Here is a 23,348-nt window from a genome sequence, read left to right on the forward strand (position 1 = left end):
GACGTGATAGCCGTGGAGAAATTGGATAATTCCATCCGCGACTATGACTGGGGTTCATCTTCCGCGATTACCGAGCTTTTAGGGCGAACGCCCACAGGAGGCCCAGAGGCCGAACTGTGGATCGGTTCGCACCCGGGCGCGCCAAGCCGTTTGCGCACTAACGGCCGTTCCTTGGCGGATGTTTTGAAGGAAAACCCTGAGGCGATGCTCGGCTCTGAGGTGCTCGCTTCCCAGCCAGCAGATTGTGTGAGCCTTCCGTTCTTGATGAAGGTACTGTCTGCGGATGCCCCGTTGTCTTTGCAGGTGCACCCTGATGCGTTCCAGGCACAAGCCGGGTTTGAGCTTGAGGAAAGACAAGGCGTGCCGATCGAGGCTCCCCATCGGATGTATAAAGATCCGCGGCCTAAGCCAGAGATGATCCTCGCGTTGACTCCGTTCAAGGCTTTGACGGGCTTCCGTTCCGCAGAGGCGAGCATCCCGGCGTGGGAGCTGTTGCGGGATAACTCTTCGCGGGAAAGCACGCGCATGCTCGCGCAGACCGTCATCGAGCATCTGGAGAACCGGGACTATAAGGCCGCGTTGTCCTATGTGCTCAACGGCATCGAGGACATCGCTGAGATCGTTACTGACGCCGTGCGGATCGTAGAGGACATAGCTACCCGCGATGCCGATGCTCTGCAAGAGGTCGATGCGCTGCTTCCGTTGCTTCCGTGGATTGAGAGCAAATACCCGCAGGACGCCGGCGTTCTAGTGTCGCTGTTGCTGAACTACGTCGAGCTTGAGCCGGGTGAAGCCGTGGCTTTGCAGGCCGGCAACATTCACGCCTACCTCCACGGGACAGCGATTGAGGTCATGGGCAACTCGGATAACGTGCTGCGGTGCGGGATGACGACCAAATACATCAACGTGGACGAGCTGCTTTCGATCACCCGCTTCGCCTCGCTCGAGCCTACGTGGGTGCGGCCAACCCAGGAAAAGCCGGGCGTTGAGCTGTATTCGACCGATTTCGATGAGTTCGAGCTCATCCGCATCAACGGCACCTCAACCGGGGCGGTGTCTTTGCGTGGCCCAGCCTGCATCATCGCGCTCGCAGGCAACGTCACGGTGAGCGGTTCAGACGGAAGCCAGGTTCAGCTCACCCGCGGCGAATCCGCATTCATCCCTGCCGCCGCCGGTGAACTCTCCATCGAATCTGACGAGCAAGCCCACGCGTATATGTGCGCGACCCCGCGTGCACGCCAGAAACCGGCTGCCGCGGCATAGGTCTCAAGAATCCGGCGCAGAAAACCTAGCCCAGAGAACCTGGTTAACGCTGAAGGGGCGTGGATGAATCTTCACCCACGCCCCTCCAGCGCTAGTGCTCTACGGTTTGATCACGCTCCAGGCTACGCGCCGTTGCTTTAGCGGGTGAATCCGTCCCACTTATCGGCGCGGTGCTCTGCAGTGACTTCGCGGATAGTGCCGGACTTAGCGCGCAACACGAGCGACTGGGTCACGATGCGGTCGCCACGGTAGCGGACCCCGCGCAGCAGGTCGCCGTCGGTGATGCCGGTTGCCACGAAGTAGCAGTTATCGGTCGTGACCAGGTCTTCGGTGGATAGGACCTGGTTGACGTCCAAACCAGCCTTCTCGGCCGCCTCGCGTTCGGCATCATCGGTTGGGTGCAGGCGGCCCTGGATCACGCCGCCTAGCGCACGGATAGCGCACGCGGTCACAATGCCCTCTGGGGTTCCGCCGATACCCACGAGCATGTCAACACCGGAATCAGGGCGCGCCGCTGCGATCGCCCCGGCAACGTCACCGTCTAGGATCAGCTTGGTGCGCGCACCCGCCTCGCGGATCTCTTTGATCATCTCTTCGTGGCGCGGACGGTCTAGAACGGTTACCGTTACCTGGGACGGCTTTTTGCCCTTAGCTTTGGCTACACGGCGGATGTTCTCACCGATCGGCAAGCGAAGATCGACCGAATCCGCTGCCTCCGGCCCGGTCACGAGCTTGTCCATATAGAACACCGCCGACGGGTCATACATCGTGCCGCGCTCAGCGACCGCCATAACGGACAACGCGTTATTCAAACCCTGCGCAGTCAGGCGGGTTCCGTCGATCGGGTCAACCGCAACATCAGCCTCAGGGCCGTTACCGGAACCCACGTGCTCGCCGTTATACAGCATCGGGGCTTCATCTTTCTCGCCCTCACCGATCACCACAACACCGTTGAAATCAACGGTCGTGAGCATCGCGCGCATCGCATCGACAGCCGCGCCGTCAGCCGCGTTCTTATCCCCGTGGCCAACCCACGGTGCGGAGGCGATCGCGGCAACCTCGGTCACACGGACCAGCTCCATCGCCAAATTCCGGTCTGGAGCCGCCTCTGAAACAGACAGCTTAGGGGACAGTTGGGTGTAGTCCTGCTCTTGCGTCACGGAGTCCTCATTCAGTGTTCTCGCTTGCAGTTATCACGGCCTCGGGCCTCACGTTCATCATATGCCCACCCCGTAAACAGTCAGTCCCCCAACTAGCAAGAAAACCCAATCTTTATATGATGAGGGCTACACCTTGACCCTGAGGAGAGAAGATGTCATCCAATGATGAACTGGATTCTCAACCGGAAGAACCGGTTGAGAACAGTCAACAAAAGAGGCGTCGCCCAAGCAAGGGCGCAGGCAAACCGGAACATCCCGGGCACCCTCTAACAGCGGAGAACCGCGAGAGGCGGACCCCTAAACCGACCGCCGGGCAAACGCTGAAGACGGTCGGGCGTAAAGCCGGCGAGTTCCTCGGCGGACTCAACCGCTACCCACACAACATCCACCCGGCACTCGTTCCCGGCGTGGATGTTGACCACCAGAAAATCCGCTACGGCGTAGATAAGCCGATGCTCATCACGGTCGGTCTTGCCGTGATCGGTTTTGTGGTCTGGGGTGTTCTCCAGCCTGATCAGGTGCTGTCCTCAACCACAGCCGCGCTCACCTGGATCATGACTAACCTCGGGTGGATCTTCAACTCGCTGGCGATCGTGCTCGTGATCTACCTTCTGGTGCTCGCTTTCACCAAGTATGGGCGCATCCCGCTGGGGTTGGAGGGCGATAAGCCTGAATACTCGACGGTTTCGTGGGCGGCGATGCTCTTCGGCGCCGGCATCGGTATCGGTGTGATCTTCTTCGGCCCATACGAGCCGATGACCTACTACCTCTCCCCTCGCCCCGGCGCATACGATCCAGCCACAGTGGATGCGGTCAAAAAAGCGATGGCGCAGTCAGCGCTTCACTGGGGCATCAACGCGTGGGCCATCTACGGCATCGTGGGTTTGGCTGTCGCCTATGTTTCCTACCGCCGCGGCCGCGTACCGCTCATGAGCTCGATCCTCACGCCACTGTGGGGTGGAACCTCAAGCTCGGTGCGTGCCCGCGTCATCGACGGCCTGGCGATCATCGCAACCCTGTTCGGTACCGCGGCCTCGCTCGGTATCGGTGCGCTCCAGATCGGCCGAGGCTTCGAACTCGTGACCGGCTGGAGCCCGGGCGCTAATAGGCTCGCGCTCATCATCATCGTGTTGCTGACCATCGGAACCATCTGGTCGGCAGTATCGGGTGTGAGCAAGGGTATTAAGCGGCTCTCCAACATCAACCTCGTGTTGGCGCTTGCCCTGGCACTGTTCTTCTTTGTGGTTGGCCCTACCGTCTTTTTGGTCAACGTGATCCCTGGCGTTGTGGCGACCTACTTCGCTGAACTGCCTACGATGCTCGCGGCCACGACCGCTGATTCCCCGGAGATGAACGCGTTCCTCTCCGCATGGACCACGTTCTATTGGGCCTGGTGGGTTTCCTGGGCGCCATTCGTGGGTGTCTTTGTCGCGAAGATCTCCAAGGGCCGCACGGTCCGCCAGTTCGTGGTCGGCGTCCTGGCGATCCCGTCCTCGATCATCATCCTCGCGTTCACGATCCTCGGCGGCACCGCGATCTATCTGCAGCGCAGCACAGGTGATATCGCTGCCGGCGACGACATCAATAAACTGCCCGCCCCTGAAGACATCTTCTTCGTGGTGCTTGAGCACCTCCCGGGAGCGCAGTTTGTGGCCCCGATCGTGATTGTGATGCTCGCGGTCTTCTTCATCACGACCTCGGACTCCGCTTCGATCGTGAACTCCCAGCTGTCCCAGCGCGGCAACCCGCACCCTAAGCGCTGGATTACCGCGTTCTGGGCTATCTTGATGGCAGGCATCGCCGCGGTGATCCTGTTGATGGCCGGTAAGACCGCGTTGCAAGGCTTGCAGAACCTCATTACGATCACCGCGCTACCGTTCGCGGTGGTGCTCGCGTTGATGGCGATCGCGCTCTATAAAGAGATGCGGACCGACCCGCTGGTGATCCGCCAGAAGTTCGAAGACGTGGCGCTGTCCAACGCCGTCAAATACGGTATCGAAGAGCACGGCGATAACTTTGAGCTGCGCGTCGTCGAATCCGATAACGAATACGCGGCCGGCCGCAACTTCGATTCGACCTCGGATGAGTTCACCGACTGGTATGCCCGTACCGACGCCGACGGCAACCCGATCGGCTTCGACTACGACTCCGGGCTGTACCTCGATGATGACGGCAAGCCGCTGCCCGCTGAGCAACAGCCTTCCCTGGTCGATCCTGAGACGGGCGACATAGTCATCACGCAAGAAGCCCTCGCCGAAGGCATCGACGTTCCAGAAGGCGCAATCGTCGAAGAAGAACCTGATAAGGCCGCTGACGAGGAATCCGCTGGCAACGGCGACAAGCCTAAACCGCAAGGCCAGTAACGGCTCAGCGCTTCCGTTTAAGGGCTGTGGCCCCAGCATCAGTGATGCTGGGGCCACAGCCCTTTTCGCGAGGTTTCGCGTTCCGTCACTTGACGCCCGAGTAGCGACTGGCCTAGTGCTCCGAGGCCTTTTCCGCGCCAGCACCAGTGAAGGCGCGGACCTCCATGATCGCGTGTTTCGCATCGTGATCTTCGGAAGGCTTGGTGAGGAACGTGCCGAGGATGCCGAGCAAGAACCCGACCGGGATCGAGACGATACCCGGGTTGGATAGCGGGAAGAACGCGAAGTCCAGGTTCGGGAACATCGAGGTCGGCTTACCCGAAACCGCCGGCGAGAACGTGATCAAGATCAGGGTCGTGAACAAGCCACCGAGCATCGACCACAAAGCCCCGCCCGTGTTGAAACGCTTCCAGAACAACGAATACAGGATCACCGGGAGGTTCGCCGAGGCCGCGATAGCGAAAGCCAACGCAACCAAGAACGCGACATTCTGGCCCAGCGCAACGATGCCGCCGATAATCGAGAGCACACCGATCGCCACAACCGTCAAGCGAGCGACCTTGACCTCCTGGCCAGGGGTGATCTCGCCCTTCTTGATGACCGAGGTGTAAATGTCGTGCGAGAACGAGGTTGCCGCGGTGATCGCAAGACCAGCCACAACCGCGAGGATCGTTGCGAACGCGATCGCCGAAACCACGGCCATGAGTACCGGCCCACCGATCTCCAAAGCCAACAGCGGGGCTGCCGCGTTCTCGCCACCCGGGGTGGTCTTCGCCGTCAGGATGTCCGGACCGACCAGTGCCGCCGCGCCGTAGCCCAGGATCAGGGTCATGACGTAGAAAGCACCAATAATCCAGATGGCCCACACAACCGAACGCCGCGCTTCCCTACCCGTCGGCACGGTGTAGAAACGCATCAAAACGTGCGGCAGACCTGCGGTACCCAAGACCAGGCCCAAGCCCAGCGAGATGAAGTCCAGCGGGTTCGCATACTTCAAACCAGGCATCAAAACGGCCTCGCCCTTCGGCGACTTATCAACCGCCGCCTGCAACAGGTCCGAGAAGTTGCCACCGAACTTCGCCATCACAACGATCGAGAGGATCGCCACGCCAAGAACCAACAAGACAGCCTTGATGATCTGCACCCAGGTTGTGCCCTTCATGCCGCCCACGATCACGTAGACGATCATCAAGACACCCACGATGATCACAACACTCGCGGTAGCCGCCTTGCCCTCGATACCGAGCAGCAACGCAACCAAGCCACCAGCGCCAGCCATCTGGGCGATGAGGTAGAAGAAACACACGGCCAGGGTTGTCAGCGATGCCGCCATCCTGACAGGACGCTGACGCAAGCGGAAACTCAGCACGTCTGCCATCGTGAACTTACCCGTGTTCCGCAGCAGCTCCGCAACCAGCAACAGAGCCACGAGCCACGCGACGAGGAAGCCGATCGAATACAGGAAGCCGTCATAGCCGGCTACCGCGATCGCACCCACAATGCCCAGGAATGACGCCGCCGAAAGGTAGTCACCCGCAATGGCCACACCGTTCTGTGGGCCGGAGAAAGACCTCGAACCGGTATAGAACTCATCAGCTGAGGAACCTTTACGTGAAACACGGAAAACAATGTAGAGGGTCACCGCAACAAACAGACCGAAAACGATCATGTTGATGACCGGGTTAATCTGATCGATGATCACGCCGCACCATCCTTATTCGACTCTGAAGCGGCGCGTTCCTCATCGGCCAAAAGCGCGCCCGATTCCATGCGTTCACCAAGCGTTGTGGCCAACGGGTCATATTTCTTATCCGCCCACCGGCGGTACAGGGTTGTGATGATGAACGTCGTGGCCACCTGCGCCAAACCAAACAGCAAGGCGACGTTGATGAGTCCGAAAACCTTGATCCCAAAGAAGCCCGGGGCGTAGCTAGCAAGCACGATGTAGATGACGTACCAGACCAGGAAGATCACTGACATGGGTGCGATGAACCGCATGAAGGAACGTTTCAGGTTCTGAAACTCCTGGGAGTCACGAACCGCGATACTCCGCTCCGCGAGATCATCGTAGGATTTCTGCTCCATGAGCGGTCCTTACCTCGAGGAGAAAGTAGATGACAAACAAAATGTGACTTGCATCACGTTTCGTTGATTGGAATCTACCCATTCTTCACACGAAATTCCATAACCAGTTCGTGTAGTGCCCAATATGGGGGACAATGGAGCCGTGCTTGAGAAATCTGACGACGCAAAACACAACGCTGAGCCTCCAGCAACTGAGACCCCCAGCGCTGAGCGTTCGCCCCTCCCCGGAGAGCCGGGTTTCAAGGCGCCGCTGACTGAGAAGCAGGCCAAACGCGCCAACCAGACCATCAAGGGCATGATCATCTCCACCGCCCTGACGATCCTCGTGGTGATCCCCGTCATCCTTCTCAACCCGGCGAACAGGCAGCACGAATACAACGACCGCGTCAACGTCGAAGAAATCGCGAAACAAACCAAGGAAACCCTCGATTTCGATGCGATCGCACCAGATCTACCAGAGGGCTGGTACGTCAACTACGCCCGCTGGAACCCAGGCACCGCTGACGGTGTAGCGTTCTGGGACCTCGGCGTCGTGATCCGCGATGAGGCCTTCGCCGCCGTCAAGCAAACGGATAAAGCCAACGACTCCTGGGTCACCCTGGCAACCGACGGCTCCGTCCCGACCGGCAAGAAGCACAACGTCGACGGCACCGAGTGGACCGAACGTGCAACCGGCGGCAAGGGAGACAACGCCAGAACCAGCTGGGTCGCAAAGATCAACGGCTTCACCTACGTCATCACCATGAAAAACGACGTGGCCGAACACCTGCCTGAGGTCGCCCAGAACATTCAGAAGTCAGCGCCCTAAACAGGCCCGTAACCGCGGCAGGCCCGTAACCGCTGCGCCATAGCCGCACCCTTCGTCGATTCCGCCCACTTACCGCCCTATCATGGGCTTGAATCGCCCTTCACCACAACCGCTCTTCATCATGAGGGGCCTGTCACCACGAGGACACCATGCCAGCAACCAACCCAACTCTCACCCCGGACCAAGCCCTTGAGACCCTGCTTCAGGGTGCCGAGCGCGCCGCTTTAGACCGCCCGCTTCGCCCTAATTCGGATAAATCCCGCCGCGAACTTCTGCGTAAAGAGCAACACCCGATCGCCGCGGTCGTAGGGTGCTCGGATTCCCGGGTGCCCATGGAGTACGCCTTCGATGTGGGCTACGGCGACCTGTTCGCGATCCGTACCGCTGGCCACGCTTTGGGCGAGACCGTGATCGGTTCGATCGAGTTCGCGGTCGAGGTGCTCAAGGTCCCGTTGGTTTTGGTGCTCGGCCACACCTCCTGTGGCGCGGTCGAAGCCGCGAAGGCAACGCTGGATTCAGGGGACACTCCCCCAGGTAGCATCGCCTCGCTCGTTGAGCGCATCCTCCCGTCCGTGGTTCAGGCCCGCGAGGACGCGAACACTCCGGGCCTGAGCGGCGCTGTTGAAATCCACACCCGGCGCACCGTCAAAATTCTGCGTGAGCTTTCCCAGGTGCTCTACCGTGCCGAAAAGTCCGGCAAGGTGAAGATTGTGGGTGCCGTGTACTCGCTCGATACGGGCACGGTCAAGCTCGTCGACTCTGAGCGGTAAGATTTGAGATATGGCTGAAACACCTAAATTCCGCACTGAACATGACACGATGGGCGAGGTCCTCGTACCGATTGATGCTCTGTACCGAGCACAGACCCAGCGTGCAGTTGAGAACTTCCCGATCTCCGGTAAAACCCTTGAGCCGCAGCATATCCACGCTCTCGCACAGGTTAAGCGCGCGGCAGCTCTGGCGAACCTCGAGCTCGGCGTGATTTCGCAGGAGATCGCTGACGCGATCCTCCACGCAGCTGACGAGATCATCGCCGGTAAGCACGATGACCAGTTCCCGATCGACGTGTTCCAGACCGGCTCCGGAACGTCTTCGAACATGAACACCAACGAGGTCATCGCTGAGTTGGCTACCCGCGAGCTGAAGGCCAACGGCTCCGAGACCCAGGTCCACCCAAACGACCACGTCAACGCTTCCCAGTCCTCCAACGATGTGTTCCCAACTTCTGTTCACGTCGCTGTCACTGGCGCGCTCATCAACGACCTCATCCCGGCGTTGAAGTACCTCTCCGAGGCGCTTGAGAAGAAACGTGTTGAGTGGAAGGACGTCGTCAAGTCCGGCCGCACCCACCTCATGGACGCAACCCCGGTCACGATGGGTCAGGTCTTCGGTGGCTACGCAGCACAGGTCGCCTACGGCATCGAACGCATCGAGTCTTCCCTGCCACGCGTAGCTGAGGTCCCACAGGGCGGTACCGCGGTTGGCACGGGCATCAACACCCCAGAGGGCTTCCCCGAGAAGGTCATTGCTAACCTCGCGGAAAACACCGGGCTTCCAATCACCGAGGCCCGCAACCACTTCGAGGCACAAGCTAACCGAGACGGCCTCGTCGAGGCCTCGGGTCAGTTGCGCAACATCGCCTACTCGCTGTTGAAGATCAACAACGATCTGCGCTGGATGGGTTCCGGCCCGAACACCGGCCTGGGCGAGCTGCACATCCCAGACCTTCAGCCAGGCTCCTCCATCATGCCGGGCAAGGTCAACCCCGTGATTTGCGAGGCCTCTTCCATGGTGTGCGCGCAGGTCATCGGTAACGACACGACCATCTCGCTGTCCTCGACCAACGGTGCGTTCGAGCTCAACGTCGGCATCCCAGTCATGGCTGCCAACCTGCTCGAATCGATCCGCCTGCTCACCAACACCGCCCGCGTGATGGTAGACAAGATGATCAACGACCTCACCGTCAACAAGGAGCGTGCACGCTTCCTGGCTGAGGCCTCCCCATCCGTGGTGACCCCGTTGAACAAGTACATCGGCTACGAAAACGCCGCGAAGATCGCCAAGAAGGCCGTTGCTGAAGGCATGACGGTGCGCGAAGCGACCGTTGCGCTCGGTTTCGTTGGCGAAGGCGAGGGCAAGGTATCCGAGGCTGACCTCGACAAGGCACTCGACGTCACCACGATGACCGGCCGCTTCAACTAAGCGCCCTCGAGTTTCGACTCGACACATTTCAAGTGCCACAACCGGATACGGTTGCGGCACTTGAACTCGACAGCCCCGCGGGCGCTCACCACAACGGTGGGTGCCCGCGGGGCTGTTTTACGCGGCCTGTTAGGAATGCCCCTGTTAGGAACGTCCCTTTTAGAAAGGGACCGCGCTGAGATGGCCGCCGCTAGAGCGCGAGCGCGAGCCCTGTTCCGCACAGCATGGCTGGGCCAAACGCGATGAAGGCGCGCGGGTTGCGGGTCGCGATCATCACGATGAGCGCGTGCACGCCTGCGATCAGGCACATCAACACCCCCGCCAACACAACGTGGCCCCAGCTGACTACCGCACACATCGCACACAACACGGGCGCGAGTTTCACATCCCCTAAGCCAAGCCCTTGAGCAGTCATCCAGCGAAGCGCGATGAACACCACTGCCCCGCACACGGCGGCCAGGATCCACCGGAGCCCCAGGAACGTTCCCGCCCCGATCGAGGCGAACGTGGCGAGCGTGAGGAAGAAAGCGCACGCTGCACTCAGGCGGGCTACCCACACATTCGGGAGCCGATGCGTGCGGGCATCGATGACCGCCAGAACTACCCCGAAGCCTAAGAACGCAAGGCATGCGCACATCAGCGCGGCGGCCACGATGAGGCCCCATACCGAACCTGAGCCGGCGTAGGAAAGAATCAGGGTGCGCATGCTCTCAAGGCTATGCGCACCCTGCAAAGACTCGCTACGGACTGCCCGGTATTGTGGACAGATTCAGCCCGCATCACAGTTGTGGACAGGCTAACGCGCGGATTGCTCCCCGGGGTCCGTGCGGAGCGCGGTTCAGCAGCCGAAGCGGCGTTGCCGCCGCTGGAAGTCACGCAACGCCCTCAGGAAGTCCACGCGCCGGAAATCCGGCCACAAAGCTTCGCAAAAATAGAACTCGGAATAGGCCGACTGCCACATCAAGAAACCGGAGAGGCGCTGTTCACCTGATGTCCGGATCACCAGGTCCGGGTCAGGCTGGCCCGAGGTGTAGAGATGCTTGGCGATCATATCGGCATCGAGTGCCTTCGCGACCTCGCCGGCGCTCATACCGCGGGTATCGGCGTCTTCAAGTAAAGCGCGCACCGCATCGACAATCTCGCGGCGGCCACCGTAGCCCACCGCAACATTCACGTGCAGGCCCCCACGGCCAGCGGTGCTGTCACGCAGCGCACACAACTTCTCGGCAAGCTCGGCAGGCAACACATCCAGCGCCCCGACCGGATGCACGCGCATCGACCCTTCAGACCCCACCCGGCTCAAGGTCTCGTCGATAATCCGTAGCAGTGCGGCAACCTCAGCCGAGTCGCGGTTGAGGTTATCGGTAGAGAGCATGTAGAGAGTCACGGTACGGATGCCGATCTCACGGCACCATTCAAGGAAGTCAAGGATCTTATCCGCGCCCGCTTGGTGCCCCGAGGCCGTCGGCGCACCCGCGAGCTTAGCCCAGCGCCTATTCCCATCGACCATCACGCCGATGTGCCTGGGAAGTTTCGCAGGCTCCAGCTCGCGCGCTAGCCGCCGCTCATACAGGCCATAGAGGAAACGCGGCGGCCACGAGATCTTCAGTAGCCTCATGCTTGCGGGCTTCGCCCCGGCTCGGCGTTCTCACCGTATTTTTCGGCAAGACGGCGGCGTGCTTCACGTTCAACTTCATCAGTTTGGCCTTGCTCAACAAGCTCAGCCTGAGCGGTCTCAACCGGCGGCTGGTAATCGAGGCGGCGGATGCGGCGGGCCATAGACACGATCAGGAGGATAACGGCGATCGCCAAGCATGCGATAGCCACAAACCCCGGGAAGCCGGGCCCAACAGCGCGGTACTCATCCGAGTCAGTGCCCAGATTCGCTGGGACGTAGGCCAGTACTGAGAAAAGCATGCTCACCTTCCATACGCAACGCATCCGAGGATCCGGCGTCCCCCGTGCATTGATCTATTTTACCGCCGCTCGTTGGCAAGCTCTGGCTTGAAGGCTTCCGGCACCGGACGCAACGTACCGATGCGCTCACCTTCGCCATCGTGAAGGCCAGCGAACAGGTCGAACTCCGGTAGTTCGGTGTGCACGCGAGTGGCCGCGAGCACGTAGTCGTCCCACGGGTACACCTCTTCCACGAGCTCCGGAGGGACCGCGAAGAAGAAGCCGCCCGGTTCAACCTGGGAACGGTGGGCCAGGAGGGCCTCATCACGTAAGTGCACCAAGCCACTGATGGGCACGTGCGTTGTCACACGGTGCCGGGCAGCGGGGTTGGTGCTGTCGCGTTGGCGTCTTTCCAAGAATTCAATGCGCTCACCGAACGGAGAGACACCGTCGCGTTGACGCATCGCCTCGTCCAGGGCTTTGAAGCGCTCAAGTGAGAACGCGCGGTCGTAGTACATCTTGGAGATGGTCCACGGCTCACCGAGGCCCTGATATTCGTCTTCGCGGTGGGAGGCACGGAACGCTTCGACGGAGATCTGGTGGGTACGAATGTGGTCCGGGTGTGGGTATCCGCCGTTTTCGTCATACGTGATGAGCACGTGCGGTTTGAACGTACGCACCAGATGCACCAGCGGCGCGGCAGCATCATAGAGCGGAACCGAGGCGAAGCAGCTCTCTGGAAGCGGCGGCAGCGGGTCCCCCTCCGGCAGGCCCGAATCCTCGAAGCCCAGCCAAACATGCTTGATGTTGAGCGCCTTCGCGGAAACCTTCATCTCCTCGCGGCGCAAACCAGTGAGGTCGCGGTGCGCGCGCGGCATGCTTTGGACCTCCTCTACCAGGATGTCTCCGCGCTCACCGCCAGTACAGGTCACGACAAGCACTTCCGCCCCGGCCTGCGCGTACGCGGCGGCCATCGATGCGCCCTTGCTGGCTTCGTCATCGGGGTGGGCGTGCACGGAAAGTACACGCAAGCCAGACGAATCAGGCACACTACGCGGCGAATGTCCCATGGTGGTGCGATTCCCCCTTCGATGCCCCAGATAGAATGGGGGCATCATGTCCTCAGGTGATCTCAAAATCGGTGGCGAGGATACTCGCCAATCTCCAAGCCTAGCGAACCGCTATGGTTCTGCGCGTCGTAGTTTGTCAACGCGCGGCTGGTGGATTGTTGCGGTGGTCGGGATTCTGCTTCTTTCCGGCTACCTGCTTTTTGTGACGCTTCGGTTCCAAAGCAGTTTCGATGCCAAGGACATCTCGTATCAGCTGATCAGTGACCGCAACGTTGAGGTCACGGTTGCGGTGACCATGGATCCTGGGGCCGATGTGACGTGCGGCTTGCGTGCGTTGAGCCAGGATTATTCGGTGGTCGGCTACAGGGAAGTCCGTTTCCAAGCGGATGAAAGTTCCGAGCGTTCCGGCAATCGCTACATCGTGCAGAAAACCGTTCCGATGCGCACCACGTTCACGCCTGTAACGGCCGGCCACGAAGCATGCTGGCGCACAGGAACCCAGTAGCGCGGCCACAAATTTTCCATAGATTTAGCCTGTTGTGGCTCCCATTGTTCGCTTTTGCGCGTTAGACTCGTGCGATAACGAGTGTGCCCGCTGGGATTAGCTTGACGCTGCTTCAGTCCGGTCAAGGTAACCAGTGGGTATTTTCTTTTGCAATTAACCACCGCGCTGTTGGGGCGCGGTTCAACGAAATGGAGTGTTCATGACGTCTCAGCATGAAGAAGTGTGGCTGACACAGAAGGCCTACGATCGTCTGAGCGCTGAATTGGAGCACCTCTCCGGCCCGTACCGGGCTGAGATCCTTGAGCGTATCGAAGCTGCTCGTGACGAGGGCGACCTGAAGGAGAACGGCGGCTACCACGCGGCGCGTGAAGAGCAGTCGAAGAACGAGGGCCGCATCGTGTACTTGAAGCAGCTGCTTGAGAACGCCCAGGTGGGTGAAACCCCTCAAGACGACGGCGTGGTCGAGCCAGGCATGGTGGTTGTCGCCAACATCGCGGGTATGGAGACCCGCTTCCTGTTCGGTAACCGCGAGCTCGCTGACGGCACCGATCTTGACGTGTATTCGGATCATTCCGCACTCGGGCAAGCGATCGACGGCCGCAAGGTCGGCGAGAAACTGAGCTACACCGCCCCGAACGGCAAGGAGATCCCGGTCGAAATCGTAGAGGCTCACCCGTTCGAAGGCTAAACACCGTTTAAGTTCAACGAGCTTGATGCGTGAGGGGCGGTTCAGATCTCTGAACCGCCCCTCACGCTGTCCCATCACGTATCGGCTGCCCCTGGTGGCAGCCCGCTTGGCTGCTGTGGGCCTACTACTGCATGACTTGTGGGTCGTAGCCGTGCTCGCGTAGCGCATCGAGCACTTCGTTGGAGTGTTCGTGGCCGTTGGTTTCCATGTCGATGGTGATCGCGACGTCGCCCATCGACAGCGCCCCGCCGATGCGGGTGTGGTCCACGCGGGTCACGTTGGCGCCGCATTCGGCGATGATGCGGGATATGGTTGCGAGCTCACCCGCGCGGTCCTGAAGCATCATCTTGATGGTGAGGTAACGGCCAGCGGCAGCCAGACCGCGCTGGATCACTTTCAGCATGAGGAGCGGGTCGATGTTGCCTCCGGAGAGGACCGCGACCGTCTTGGAAGGCTCAATTCCGGAATCGACAAGCGTGTGCTCCAGCAGGGCCGCAACCCCCACGGCACCGGCCGGTTCAACCACGAGCTTGGATCGCTCCAGCAAGAACACGAGCGCGCGAGCCAGCGCGTCCTCAGAGACCGTCACGACATCGTCAACGAGCTCACGAATGATCTCAAACGGCATCTGGCCGGGGCGGCCCACCGCGATGCCATCGGCGATCGTACGGACCTTCGTGAGCGGAACCAACGCGTCCGCGGCTAGCGACGGCGGATAGGCCGCCGCATCCTCAGCTTGGACACCGATGACCTTGATATCCCGACCCAGTTCAGCTGCCCGACCCTTGATCGCGGTCGCGACCCCGGCGAGCAAGCCGCCGCCGCCGACTCCCATGATCACGGTCTCGACCTCTGGATACTGCTCCAGGATCTCCAAACCGATGGTCCCCTGCCCCGCGATGATGTCCGGGTGGTCGAACGGGTGCACAAACACCGCGCCGCTTTCCTTCGCGTACTCTTCGGCTGCGGCGAGCGCTTCATCGACAGTGTCGCCGTGCAATACGACCTCGGCGCCGTGATCGCGGGTCGCGGTGAGCTTAGGTAGTGCCACGCCCAACGGCATGTAGATCCGTGCTTTGATCCCGAGCCGGGATGCGGCCTGGGCTACACCTTGGGCGTGGTTACCGGCCGATGCGGCCACAACGCCGCGGGCACGTTCGGATTCCGTGAGGTTCTTCATGCGCACATAGGCGCCGCGGACCTTGAAGGACCCGGAACGCTGCAGGTTCTCGGCTTTGAGCCACACGGGTGCCTTCGTGTGAAGTTCCAACGCACGCGAGTGATGCAGGCCAGTTTTCTCAACCACGCCATCGAGCACCTCAGCCGCACGGCGAATATCAGCAAGCGTCACCGGAAGATTACGTGTGGGGTCTTCGCGAGGAATCGTCGGTGCCGCTTCGGTGGGAGTGGGTTCTGTAGGAGTGGACGATTCGTCTTGACGTGCCTGCTCTGTCACTACTCTGTTTCTCGTCACTACTTTAGTTTCTCCTGGTTGCTGAGGTTTCCAGCGGTCACTGCGCTTTGAGTTTTGCCGCGCAGCTATGGTTTTTGTTGCTCGTCACCGTCCCGCTCGGCTGCGGTATCAGCTGGGCGCGGGGTGAGACGGGGCTCTTGTTCATCATATGTATCTGTTGGCTCGTGGCTCGCTTTTACGTCACTCTGCCTGGAATTTTTACGGTGGTGGGCAACCGCGGGGTCTCGCTCCCATTCCTTCGCGGCGAGATACTTGCCGACGCTATTGATGATGGCCACCAGAGGAACCGAGAACAGCGCTCCAGCGATGCCCCACAGGAACGTGCCGCACGCAACCACCAACACCACAGCGAGCGGGTGAAGGCTCACTGCGCGGCCCATGATCAGCGGCTGCAACACATGGGATTCAACCTGTTGCACCAGCAGCACGACACCGAGCATGATCAGCGCGACGACCCAGCCTTGGGCTACAAGCGCGATCAGCACGGCGACAGCGCCGGTCAGGAACGCACCGACGATCGGGATGAACGCACCCAGGAACACCAGCACACCCAGCTGTGGTGCCAACGGAACGTTGAGGATGTAGGCGCCCAGCCCGATGCCGAAACCGTCGATCAACGCGACCACAACCTGGACGCGGATATAAGAAATCAGTGACGCCCAGCCACAGCGGCCAGCCCCATCAGCGGCAGCACGGGTGTGGCGAGGGAAAAGACCGACAACCCACTTCCAGATCTTCGGACCATCCAGCAGGAAGAAGATCAGCGCGAAGATCGTCAATAGGAGGCCCGTGAGGAAATGGGTCACGGTGGTGCCCACTGATGCGGCCTGCTTGAGTACATCCTGCGAATTCGCTTGCAGGCGCTGCAGCATCTCCTGGGCCCAGTCCGTGATTTGTGTATCCGTGATCTTGAGTGGGCCCGTCGCCAACCAAGTGCGGATCGAGTTGATGCCGTCGATCGCCTCGGCCCACAACCTTTCAGCGCCTTGCGCCATGGTCGCGACCACGAGCCACACAACTCCAGTGAGCAGGCCCGCGAAGATCAGTAGCGCTCCGAAGGTCGCCAGCCCGTTTGGAAACCGCAGTTTCACAAGCAGCTTCTTCAAAGGGCTCAACAGGCCGGCCAGTAGTGCGGCGATCATCACCGGGATCAGAACCACCGCTACACGGCTGAGGCCCCACAGAATCATGACCGTCACCACAATAATGACGCCGATGCGCCACGCATACCCCGCGGTGACCTTGAGCGGTTGCGGGATATCGCTAGGCACCGCTACATCTGGCTGTTCAGGCTCTCGCTCTGGCTGTTCCTGCTCCGCTTTAAGTTCCGCGCGGCGCTGCTCTATAGAGTTGCGGACGCTACGGAGCTTTTCTGAAAACCTCGCCCCCGCCTTGCGGAGACGGTTCGGTGATGATCTGGGCATAAAAACACGGTATGCCAAAACAAATGTTTTGGCATACCGTGGCTTGAGGTTTATGCGCTGAGCGTGCCCAGCTGTGGTGTCCTGCGTTTAGCGGTCCACCATTTCGCGGATGATCATCAGCAGACGCAGGACCTCGATGTAGATCCACACGAGCGTGACCGTCAGACCGAACGCCGCGGTCCATGCAACGTGCTTCGGTGCGCCCTGCTCGATCGCGCCCTGGATGAACTCGAAGTCCATGACCAAGAAGTAGGTAGCGAGCAGCACCGCGAACAGGCCGATCAGCATACCGAACACGCCGGTACGCATCGAGGTGCCAGCGAAAACAACAACACCGAGGTTGACCAGGGAGAACGCGAGGTAAGCCATCGCCGCAACCATCACGATGCGGGTCATGCGTGGCGAGGTGCGGTACTTACCCGAGCGGTACAGGCCCAAGGTGACAGCGAACACGAGGATCGTGCCGAGAACGGCCTGCAGAGCGATACCTGGGTAAGCGACTTCAGCGATCGCGGAGATCGCACCCAACACGAAACCTTCAAGGACCGCGTAAATAACAGACAAGGCCGGCGAGGTGACGCGCTTGAACTGGTTGATCATCGCGATCACGAAAGCACCGATCGCTGCGATAACCACCATAGGGATGATTGCGCCACCGAGTGCGCCTACGCCCGCCCCGCTCATAGCGCCACGGACGGTACCCATCACGATGAACCAAGCAACCGCGCCGGAAGCAACGATCAGGCCGAGCAAGATGGTCATCTTGTTGAGCACATCGCCCATGACCATGCGCTCGCCCTGGCCACCCTGACCATGCTGGACGCTTAGATCGCCAGCCGCGTAGTCAGGCTGCTGATAGCCCTGTTGAGGCTGGTAACCCATTGGCGGTTGCGGCGGCTGGTTACCCTGCGGGGCCTGATAACCGTGCGGTGGCTGCGGAGGCTGCTGGCCCGGCTGTGCCGAGGGCGCACCATACATACGGTCAAGATCTGCAGCTGACGGCGCGTGGATCGCTTCGGCGCCTTCACCGTTGCGCATCTTCTCGCGGAAGTTTCCTTCTTTGAAAACCGGGTTGCTACTGCGGAAAGCCATTAATTTTCTACCTCTTTTTTCTTAGGGCGGCGCGAACACGCACAGATCACCTGGCGACGTTTCACGCGTCCAAGGAACTGTGAACCATCTTACAGGGTCGTCTGTCCTGTACGCATTCGCTCACCAGGCGACCGCGGTCACCGAACCCGGTGTGATCTCGGTGTGCCCGGCATCGCGGATCACCACTGTCGTGTTCGTTGCCGTGGTGCGCCAACCATCGCGATCAAGCGGGATGAGCGTGGATGGGAAACCGTGTTCAATCCAGTCTTCAAGCTCGTCATGGCTCAACTGCATCGCCCATGTCAGCCCTGCGTGGGCGGACTGAGCGGCCGCTTTACCCGTGGACATCCCCAATACGGTATCGATACCGATGTGCAGAATTTTCGGCGAATTCATCTCACCGTAAACGGTTGGCTCGCCGGCGTGTTCGAATTCGGTTCCAGAAACCTGCAGCTGCTTCATGCGGCCGGTCAGCGGATATTCAGTAGGGGCCAGCGCGGCCGCTTGAGCAGTCCCGACGCTCACCATGACCGCTCCGGCGTTCTCAAGCGCACGGAAGTCTTTCGGTTTGCCCCGTCGCACGCTTTTGCCTTGACCGCCGCCCCGGCCGTCGGGCCCGTGAAGCCACGGGCCCCACATCGGGTCATCCGGGAAAGCAAGCCACGCTGTGATGGAAGCGAGCGCCGCGGCAAGACACGTATCTTCGTGGGTCGCTAAAGCCTCCGGGTCTTTCAAGACCGCGATCGGCTGAATCAGTTCAACAGCTGGCACGTGCCCCCACTGGGACTCGAACCCAGACTGAAAGGATTTTAAGTCCTCTGCCTCTGCCATTGGGCTATGGGGGCTTGCGTGCTCAGCGCCATGCTAGACGCTGAGCACGCGCGAGGCTTATGCCTCGCTATGAGAATTACTTAGAAGCATCAGCTTTCTTCTTAGGGGAAGCTGCTTTACGGAACTCGTCGAACGGACGGTTCACGTTACGCAGACCCCACACGTCGCGGCCAGCGATGAGCTGGTTGATCCAGCCGCTGAACACGCGGATTTTACGTTCGATGGTTGGCATCGCCATGCCGTGGTAGCCGCGGTGAGCAGCCCAAGCGAGGAAGCCGTGCATCGGGAACTTGATGATCTTAGCGACACCCTTGCCGTAGCCGAGGCCGGCAACAGCACCGAGGTTGGTGTGCTTGTATTCCTTAATCTCACCCTGGCCGTAGCGTTCAGCCAGCAGGTTGCTTGCCAGGACAGGAGCCTGGCGGACGGCGTGCTGAGCGTTCGGAACGCACGTGCCGTCTGGGAGGCCGCCACCGGAGAGGTCCGGGACTGCCGCGATGTCGCCTGCGCCCCATGCGCCTTCGATGACGTTGCCGTCAGCATCAACGCAACGCAGCGTTGCATCGACGGTCAGGCGGCCGCGCTGCTCAACGTTGAGGTCGGTTTCGCGGATCATCGGGTTGGCTTGAACGCCCGCGGTCCAGATCAGGGTGTCGACGTCGAACTCATCGACTGGGTCCCCACCTGGCATCGAGACGAGCTTGAGGTGGCGGTCGGTCGCATCAGAGAGCGATGTGTTCAGGCGCACGGTGATACCGCGGTCGCGAAGGTGCTCAACAACCCACTTAGCGGAGTCCTCCTGGACCTCAGGCATGATCTTGCCCATCGCTTCAACGAGCTGGAAGTCAAGGTCTGCCGGTGTGATGTTGTTGCAACGCTTAGCGGCAAGAACCGCCGCATCGTGCAATTCGGAGATGGTTTCAACACCGTTGAAGCCACCACCCACAACAACAACACGCAGCGCACGCTTACGCGCCACCGGGTCATCGGTATTGTCAGCGAACTGGATGCGTTCCTGCACGTGGTCGCGCAAATAGATCGCTTCCTCCACACGCTTCACCCCGATGCCGGCATCAGCAAGGCCCGGGATCGGGAACGTCTTGGTGATCGCACCAGCGGCGAGGACTACATCCTGGTAAGGGATGGTGAACTCTTCACCGTTGTCATCCTTGACGAGTGCTTCCTTCGCCTGATGGTCGATGCGGACTACCGAGCCGCGCACGAGCTCGCTGTGACGAAGCCAACGTGCGTGAGGCACCGTGATGTGGCGTGGCTCGATCGATCCACCCATAACTTCCGGGAGGAACGGCTGATAGGTCATGTATGGAAGCGGATCGACAACGGTGACGACGCCGCCAAGTGCACGAACCTTCTTCTGCAGGTTCTTAGCAACGTAAAGACCGAGGTATCCACCCCCAACAACAAGAGTACGTGGGCGTTGGGACAGTTGCTGTGAGCTAGGCATAGTTCCATTCTATGCCTGATCTGCGATTGTCAAACTTCACGCGGCACTCAGCGGCGCATGAGATCGATCGCAACGCCGTCAAGAATGTCGTTTTCACTCGCCGCGAGCTCTTTGACGCGCCCGCCGGTGCGTTCCTGGATGGTTTCAAGGATCGTTTTGAGGATCATCGCGCCACCGGTCATGATGTCGACCCGGCCAGGGTGCATGTACGGCAGGTCAGCGAGCCGCTTCTTAGAGAACGATGCGAGTTCGCCACACACTGCGATCGCCAACGGGACGGGGATCGCGGCGCCGGTGATGCGTTCTGGGACATACGAAGGCAGGTCGAGCGCGTGAGCGAGCACCGTGGTCACGGTACCGGCGACACCCACGAGCCTGTCAACCGAGCTGAAATCAATCGTGTCTGAGATCCCCGCCAGGACCTCCCCGACGGCCTGAGCGAGTTCTTCTTTCTGTTCCTCTGATGGCGGATCAGAATGCATGAAACGCTCGGCGTAACGGACCGCACCCATCTGCGTTGATACTTCAGCAGTCACCTCGCCGCCGCGCCCGGTCACGAACTCGGTGGACCCTCCCCCAAGGTCCAGGACCAAAACATTCTCAACCGGAGCCACATCGACCGCAGAGACCGCGCCCGTGAACGAGAAGCGAGCCTCCTCCTCGCCCGTGATGACGCGCGGCTCGACCCCGAGATGATGGCGCACCACATCGTGCACCTCCTCAGCGTTGGCGGCATCCCGGGTAGCTGAGGTAGCCACGAACGTGGTCTGCTCCGGCTGGAACCGTTTGATCGTGGCCGCGAAACCATCGAGGGCTTTCGCAAGCCTGCCTAGGGCCTCTGCCGAGACCCGGCCGTGAGAGTCCACGCCCTCCCCGAGCCGCACAACCTCCATCGTGCGTACACAGTCGGTGAGTTCGATCTCGCCGTCAGTGACCGTCATATCAGCAATCAGGAGTCGGACGGAGTTCGTTCCACAGTCGATGACGGCAGCACGCATCTAGTTACCTTCCGCCTGGTTCGTGCCATCGGCCGCGCTGCTGCCGGCCTTGCTGTTGTCGCTAGCCTCGTCTGCCGCGCGTTTGGCGGCTCGTTCAAGTCGCTTCTTCTCCGGGTCACCCGCTTGGGTGCGCACGTGGCGGGACTTGTCTTTCGATGGTGCGGGACCTTCGGTGTCCCACGCGCCTTGGCACGAACAGACATCGGGGCGCCACCACTGAGCGATCGCTTCGAGAGCTTGGTCGCCGAGCGGATTGGTTCCCGGGCCAGCCGCCAGCGAATGCCCCACCAACACGTGGATACATTTGACGCGGTCCGGCATCCCGCCCGCGGATACTCCCGCTATCTCAGGGACCTCACCCACGCCGGAGCGCTTACCGATCGCATCCCGCACCGCAAGATAGTGTTCGTGCGCTGCTGCGTAGGCTTTCGCGAGCTCAGGGTCTTTAGAAAGTTGTTCGTTCATCGTGACCATGAGGCCTTCAGCCTCAACACGTGAGCACGCCGAGGTCGCGACCGGATGCGTCAAATAGTAGGTCGTGGGGAACGGGATACCGGAGCTGAGACGAGGCGCGGTGGTTGCCACGAGAGGATTACCGCACACGCAGCGAGCGCCGATCTCCACGATGTCACGAGCGGGCCGGCCAAGCTGACGCGAAACGGTGTCAACGTCCTTCTCGGTGGGGACCCGCTCTTCGCTATTGAGCGCCTCTGCTGCGAGGGTCGTCATGTCTTCTCCTCACTCGGTGCCGCCCTATCGATACCTGCACCGATCAACTTCTACTCAGTCTTTTTCACCTTCGGGCTCTTGAGCGTTTTCCTCTGAGTCCTGGAAGCGCGTGGTCGGGTTGACGCCTAGCGACACGGTGGAATCCCACAGCCCTTCGACCCACGGCAGCCCTTGGCGGTAGCCGCTCGGGTGGTTGGTTGAGGCGAGCTTCTTTTTAGCAGGCTTACCCACCGGGACGTAGAGCTTTTCCCCCGGCGCATACACATTGAGCCGGTTGCGAGACTGTTGCCTAATGTATTCCGGGTCATCCCAGCGTTTAAGCTCACGGGTGAGCCGTTCTTGTTCCGACTTTGCCTTCGCGATGTCCGCGCGGGCTTTGTTGAGTTCGGCGGTCTGCTGGCCCAGGGTTGTGAGCGCTGGGAACACTGTCACCACCGAGATCGCGATGACGATGGTGAGCACGATGACGCGCATCGACAAGCTTTTAGCCGGAACGGGTTGTTGCGGGGCTGGCTTGTTCTTCTCGGCTGGGGTGCGCTTACCCGTCGATCGGATCGCGCCTTGAAGTGCTGCGCGTTCCGTGAGGCGATCGTTGATGCGGGCTTTGCGGCGTCGAATCGCTGCCGCTCGGAGACCGCGGCCGGGTTTCGTCGGGGGCTCAGCCAGTGACCCGCGCTCTTGCTTAGCCTGCCCTTGCTTTGCTTGGCCCTGTTGAGATTGACTCTGCTGAGATTGGCCCTGCGGGGATGGTTCCTGTCTGGCTTGCTGTTGGCGGGCGTGGAATCGCGCTTTTCGTTCTTCGGTGTCTTGGGCTCGGGCTTCCGCGAGTTTCTGTGCGTGCTCGCGTTGTGCACGGCGGCGTTCGGTTTTCTCTAAGCGGCGTTGCTTCTTCGCTAAACGACGCTGGCTAGCGCTGTTTCCTGCTTGGGCTTCAACCCGCTGCTGGCCTTTGTCGCCACCTTTAGCGGTGGCTGAAAACGTGTCCTGTGCAAGCGATGCAGGGCCCTGTGGCTGACCCTCGGCACGTTCACGTTCGCGCTCTTGCCTCAGCTGGCGCTCGCGCTCTTGCTGGAGTTCTTGGTCTCGCTGTTGCGCACGGCGCAGGGCTTCCTCAGATTTACGCGCCTGCTGTGCACTGTGCGCATGCGGAACGCGTGGGCGTCGCGGGCTCATTGACACATCCTCTCGGCGCTCAATCCATCCAGTCTTTGCCTGCTCCCAGGCGAGGCTCCCCCCCACCTTCATTCCTGGGCCAACCCAGCTGGGGTGAGAAAGCAGGAAACCACCGAAGCGTG

The 23,348-nt window shown here is 60.7% G+C and carries 22 protein-coding genes and 1 tRNA gene; 7 read left to right on the forward strand and 16 right to left on the reverse strand.

Going from position 1 to position 23,348, the window contains the following annotated elements; translation table 11 throughout:
- The first annotated feature begins 12 nt into the window (after nt 1-12).
- Nucleotides 13-1,263: a mannose-6-phosphate isomerase, class I gene (gene manA, locus HMPREF3175_RS00145; RefSeq protein WP_070489989.1), complete on the forward strand. Its 1,251-nt coding sequence runs from the start codon at nt 13-15 to the stop codon at nt 1,261-1,263.
- A 137-nt stretch (nt 1,264-1,400) separates the two neighbouring features.
- On the opposite strand, the gene glpX is transcribed toward manA, so the two are convergent.
- Nucleotides 1,401-2,345, reverse strand: coding sequence for a class II fructose-bisphosphatase (gene glpX, locus HMPREF3175_RS00150; protein ID WP_083285511.1), 945 nt, complete (start codon nt 2,343-2,345; stop codon nt 1,401-1,403).
- A 230-nt stretch (nt 2,346-2,575) separates the two neighbouring features.
- Here glpX and HMPREF3175_RS00155 point away from each other — a divergent pair, with 230 nt between their 5' ends.
- A complete protein-coding gene (locus tag HMPREF3175_RS00155; protein WP_070489991.1) occupies nt 2,576-4,786 on the forward strand; it encodes a BCCT family transporter in 2,211 nt (736 codons plus the stop codon).
- Nucleotides 4,787-4,898: 112 nt separating this feature from the next.
- On the opposite strand, the gene HMPREF3175_RS00160 is transcribed toward HMPREF3175_RS00155, so the two are convergent.
- Nucleotides 4,899-6,455 carry a solute symporter family protein gene (locus HMPREF3175_RS00160; RefSeq protein ID WP_070490139.1) on the reverse strand — a complete coding sequence of 519 codons (1,557 nt, stop codon included), beginning with the start codon at nt 6,453-6,455 and terminating at the stop codon, nt 4,899-4,901.
- 29 nt (nt 6,456-6,484) lie between these two features.
- Nucleotides 6,485-6,871: a DUF485 domain-containing protein gene (locus tag HMPREF3175_RS00165; protein WP_070489993.1), complete on the reverse strand. Its 387-nt coding sequence runs from the start codon at nt 6,869-6,871 to the stop codon at nt 6,485-6,487.
- Nucleotides 6,872-7,013: 142 nt separating this feature from the next.
- Between HMPREF3175_RS00165 and HMPREF3175_RS00170 the strand changes: the two genes are divergently transcribed.
- The 3 genes from HMPREF3175_RS00170 (at nt 7,014) to HMPREF3175_RS00180 (ending at nt 9,881) form a co-directional block, all read left to right on the forward strand.
- Nucleotides 7,014-7,679, forward strand: coding sequence for a DUF4245 domain-containing protein (locus HMPREF3175_RS00170; protein ID WP_070489995.1), 666 nt, complete (start codon nt 7,014-7,016; stop codon nt 7,677-7,679).
- Nucleotides 7,680-7,828: 149 nt separating this feature from the next.
- Nucleotides 7,829-8,449: a carbonic anhydrase gene (locus HMPREF3175_RS00175; protein WP_035754944.1), complete on the forward strand. Its 621-nt coding sequence runs from the start codon at nt 7,829-7,831 to the stop codon at nt 8,447-8,449.
- Between the two features lie 10 nt (nt 8,450-8,459).
- A complete protein-coding gene (locus tag HMPREF3175_RS00180; RefSeq protein WP_035754942.1) occupies nt 8,460-9,881 on the forward strand; it encodes a class II fumarate hydratase in 1,422 nt (473 codons plus the stop codon).
- Nucleotides 9,882-10,071: 190 nt separating this feature from the next.
- On the opposite strand, the gene HMPREF3175_RS00185 is transcribed toward HMPREF3175_RS00180, so the two are convergent.
- The 4 genes from HMPREF3175_RS00185 to mca all read right to left on the reverse strand — a co-directional run bounded on the left by HMPREF3175_RS00185 (nt 10,072) and on the right by mca (nt 12,826).
- Nucleotides 10,072-10,587: a prepilin peptidase gene (locus HMPREF3175_RS00185; RefSeq protein ID WP_052048287.1), complete on the reverse strand. Its 516-nt coding sequence runs from the start codon at nt 10,585-10,587 to the stop codon at nt 10,072-10,074.
- 132 nt (nt 10,588-10,719) lie between these two features.
- On the reverse strand, nt 10,720-11,499 hold the full coding sequence (locus HMPREF3175_RS00190; RefSeq protein ID WP_070489997.1) for an isoprenyl transferase: 780 nt from the start codon (nt 11,497-11,499) through the stop codon (nt 10,720-10,722).
- Complete coding sequence (locus tag HMPREF3175_RS00195) at nt 11,496-11,798, reverse strand: tripartite tricarboxylate transporter TctB family protein (protein ID WP_070489999.1); 303 nt, start codon at nt 11,796-11,798, stop codon at nt 11,496-11,498. The genes HMPREF3175_RS00190 and HMPREF3175_RS00195 overlap by 4 nt, the downstream gene beginning before the upstream one ends.
- Nucleotides 11,799-11,857: 59 nt before the next feature.
- On the reverse strand, nt 11,858-12,826 hold the full coding sequence (gene mca, locus HMPREF3175_RS00200; protein ID WP_070490001.1) for a mycothiol conjugate amidase Mca: 969 nt from the start codon (nt 12,824-12,826) through the stop codon (nt 11,858-11,860).
- 67 nt (nt 12,827-12,893) lie between these two features.
- On the opposite strand from mca, the gene HMPREF3175_RS00205 reads away from it, so the two are divergent.
- Both HMPREF3175_RS00205 and greA read left to right on the forward strand, forming a co-directional pair.
- Nucleotides 12,894-13,352 (forward strand): DUF4307 domain-containing protein, encoded by a 459-nt coding sequence (locus HMPREF3175_RS00205; RefSeq protein ID WP_070490003.1) that lies wholly within the window; start codon nt 12,894-12,896, stop codon nt 13,350-13,352.
- Between the two features lie 199 nt (nt 13,353-13,551).
- The gene (greA, locus tag HMPREF3175_RS00210) at nt 13,552-14,040 is read left to right on the forward strand and encodes a transcription elongation factor GreA (protein WP_035754933.1); all 489 of its coding nucleotides are present in this window, start codon (nt 13,552-13,554) and stop codon (nt 14,038-14,040) included.
- 124 nt (nt 14,041-14,164) lie between these two features.
- Here greA and ilvA read toward each other — a convergent pair whose 3' ends face one another.
- The 9 genes from ilvA to HMPREF3175_RS00255 all read right to left on the reverse strand — a co-directional run bounded on the left by ilvA (nt 14,165) and on the right by HMPREF3175_RS00255 (nt 23,226).
- Complete coding sequence (ilvA, locus tag HMPREF3175_RS00215) at nt 14,165-15,424, reverse strand: threonine ammonia-lyase (protein ID WP_035755019.1); 1,260 nt, start codon at nt 15,422-15,424, stop codon at nt 14,165-14,167.
- Between the two features lie 155 nt (nt 15,425-15,579).
- Nucleotides 15,580-16,938, reverse strand: a complete 1,359-nt coding sequence (locus tag HMPREF3175_RS00220; protein WP_083285496.1) for an AI-2E family transporter — start codon at nt 16,936-16,938, stop codon at nt 15,580-15,582.
- Nucleotides 16,939-17,025: 87 nt separating this feature from the next.
- A complete protein-coding gene (locus tag HMPREF3175_RS00225; protein WP_070490008.1) occupies nt 17,026-18,030 on the reverse strand; it encodes a Bax inhibitor-1/YccA family protein in 1,005 nt (334 codons plus the stop codon).
- A 120-nt stretch (nt 18,031-18,150) separates the two neighbouring features.
- Nucleotides 18,151-18,801: a peptidyl-tRNA hydrolase gene (locus tag HMPREF3175_RS00230; RefSeq protein WP_070490010.1), complete on the reverse strand. Its 651-nt coding sequence runs from the start codon at nt 18,799-18,801 to the stop codon at nt 18,151-18,153.
- Between the two features lies 1 nt (nt 18,802).
- Nucleotides 18,803-18,875, reverse strand: a tRNA-Leu gene (locus tag HMPREF3175_RS00235).
- A gap of 62 nt (nt 18,876-18,937) precedes the next feature.
- Nucleotides 18,938-20,326, reverse strand: a complete 1,389-nt coding sequence (locus HMPREF3175_RS00240) for an NAD(P)/FAD-dependent oxidoreductase (protein ID WP_035754932.1) — start codon at nt 20,324-20,326, stop codon at nt 18,938-18,940.
- Nucleotides 20,327-20,373: 47 nt separating this feature from the next.
- A complete protein-coding gene (locus tag HMPREF3175_RS00245) occupies nt 20,374-21,324 on the reverse strand; it encodes a Ppx/GppA phosphatase family protein (RefSeq protein ID WP_070490012.1) in 951 nt (316 codons plus the stop codon).
- Nucleotides 21,325-22,053: a DUF501 domain-containing protein gene (locus HMPREF3175_RS00250; RefSeq protein ID WP_070490014.1), complete on the reverse strand. Its 729-nt coding sequence runs from the start codon at nt 22,051-22,053 to the stop codon at nt 21,325-21,327.
- Between the two features lie 54 nt (nt 22,054-22,107).
- Nucleotides 22,108-23,226 carry an FtsB family cell division protein gene (locus HMPREF3175_RS00255; protein WP_070490016.1) on the reverse strand — a complete coding sequence of 373 codons (1,119 nt, stop codon included), beginning with the start codon at nt 23,224-23,226 and terminating at the stop codon, nt 22,108-22,110.
- Nucleotides 23,227-23,348: the final 122 nt, after the last annotated feature.

This window comes from Arthrobacter sp. HMSC08H08, from assembly GCF_001807575.1.
GTDB classification, from domain to species: Bacteria; Actinomycetota; Actinomycetes; order Actinomycetales; family Micrococcaceae; genus Pseudoglutamicibacter; species Pseudoglutamicibacter albus.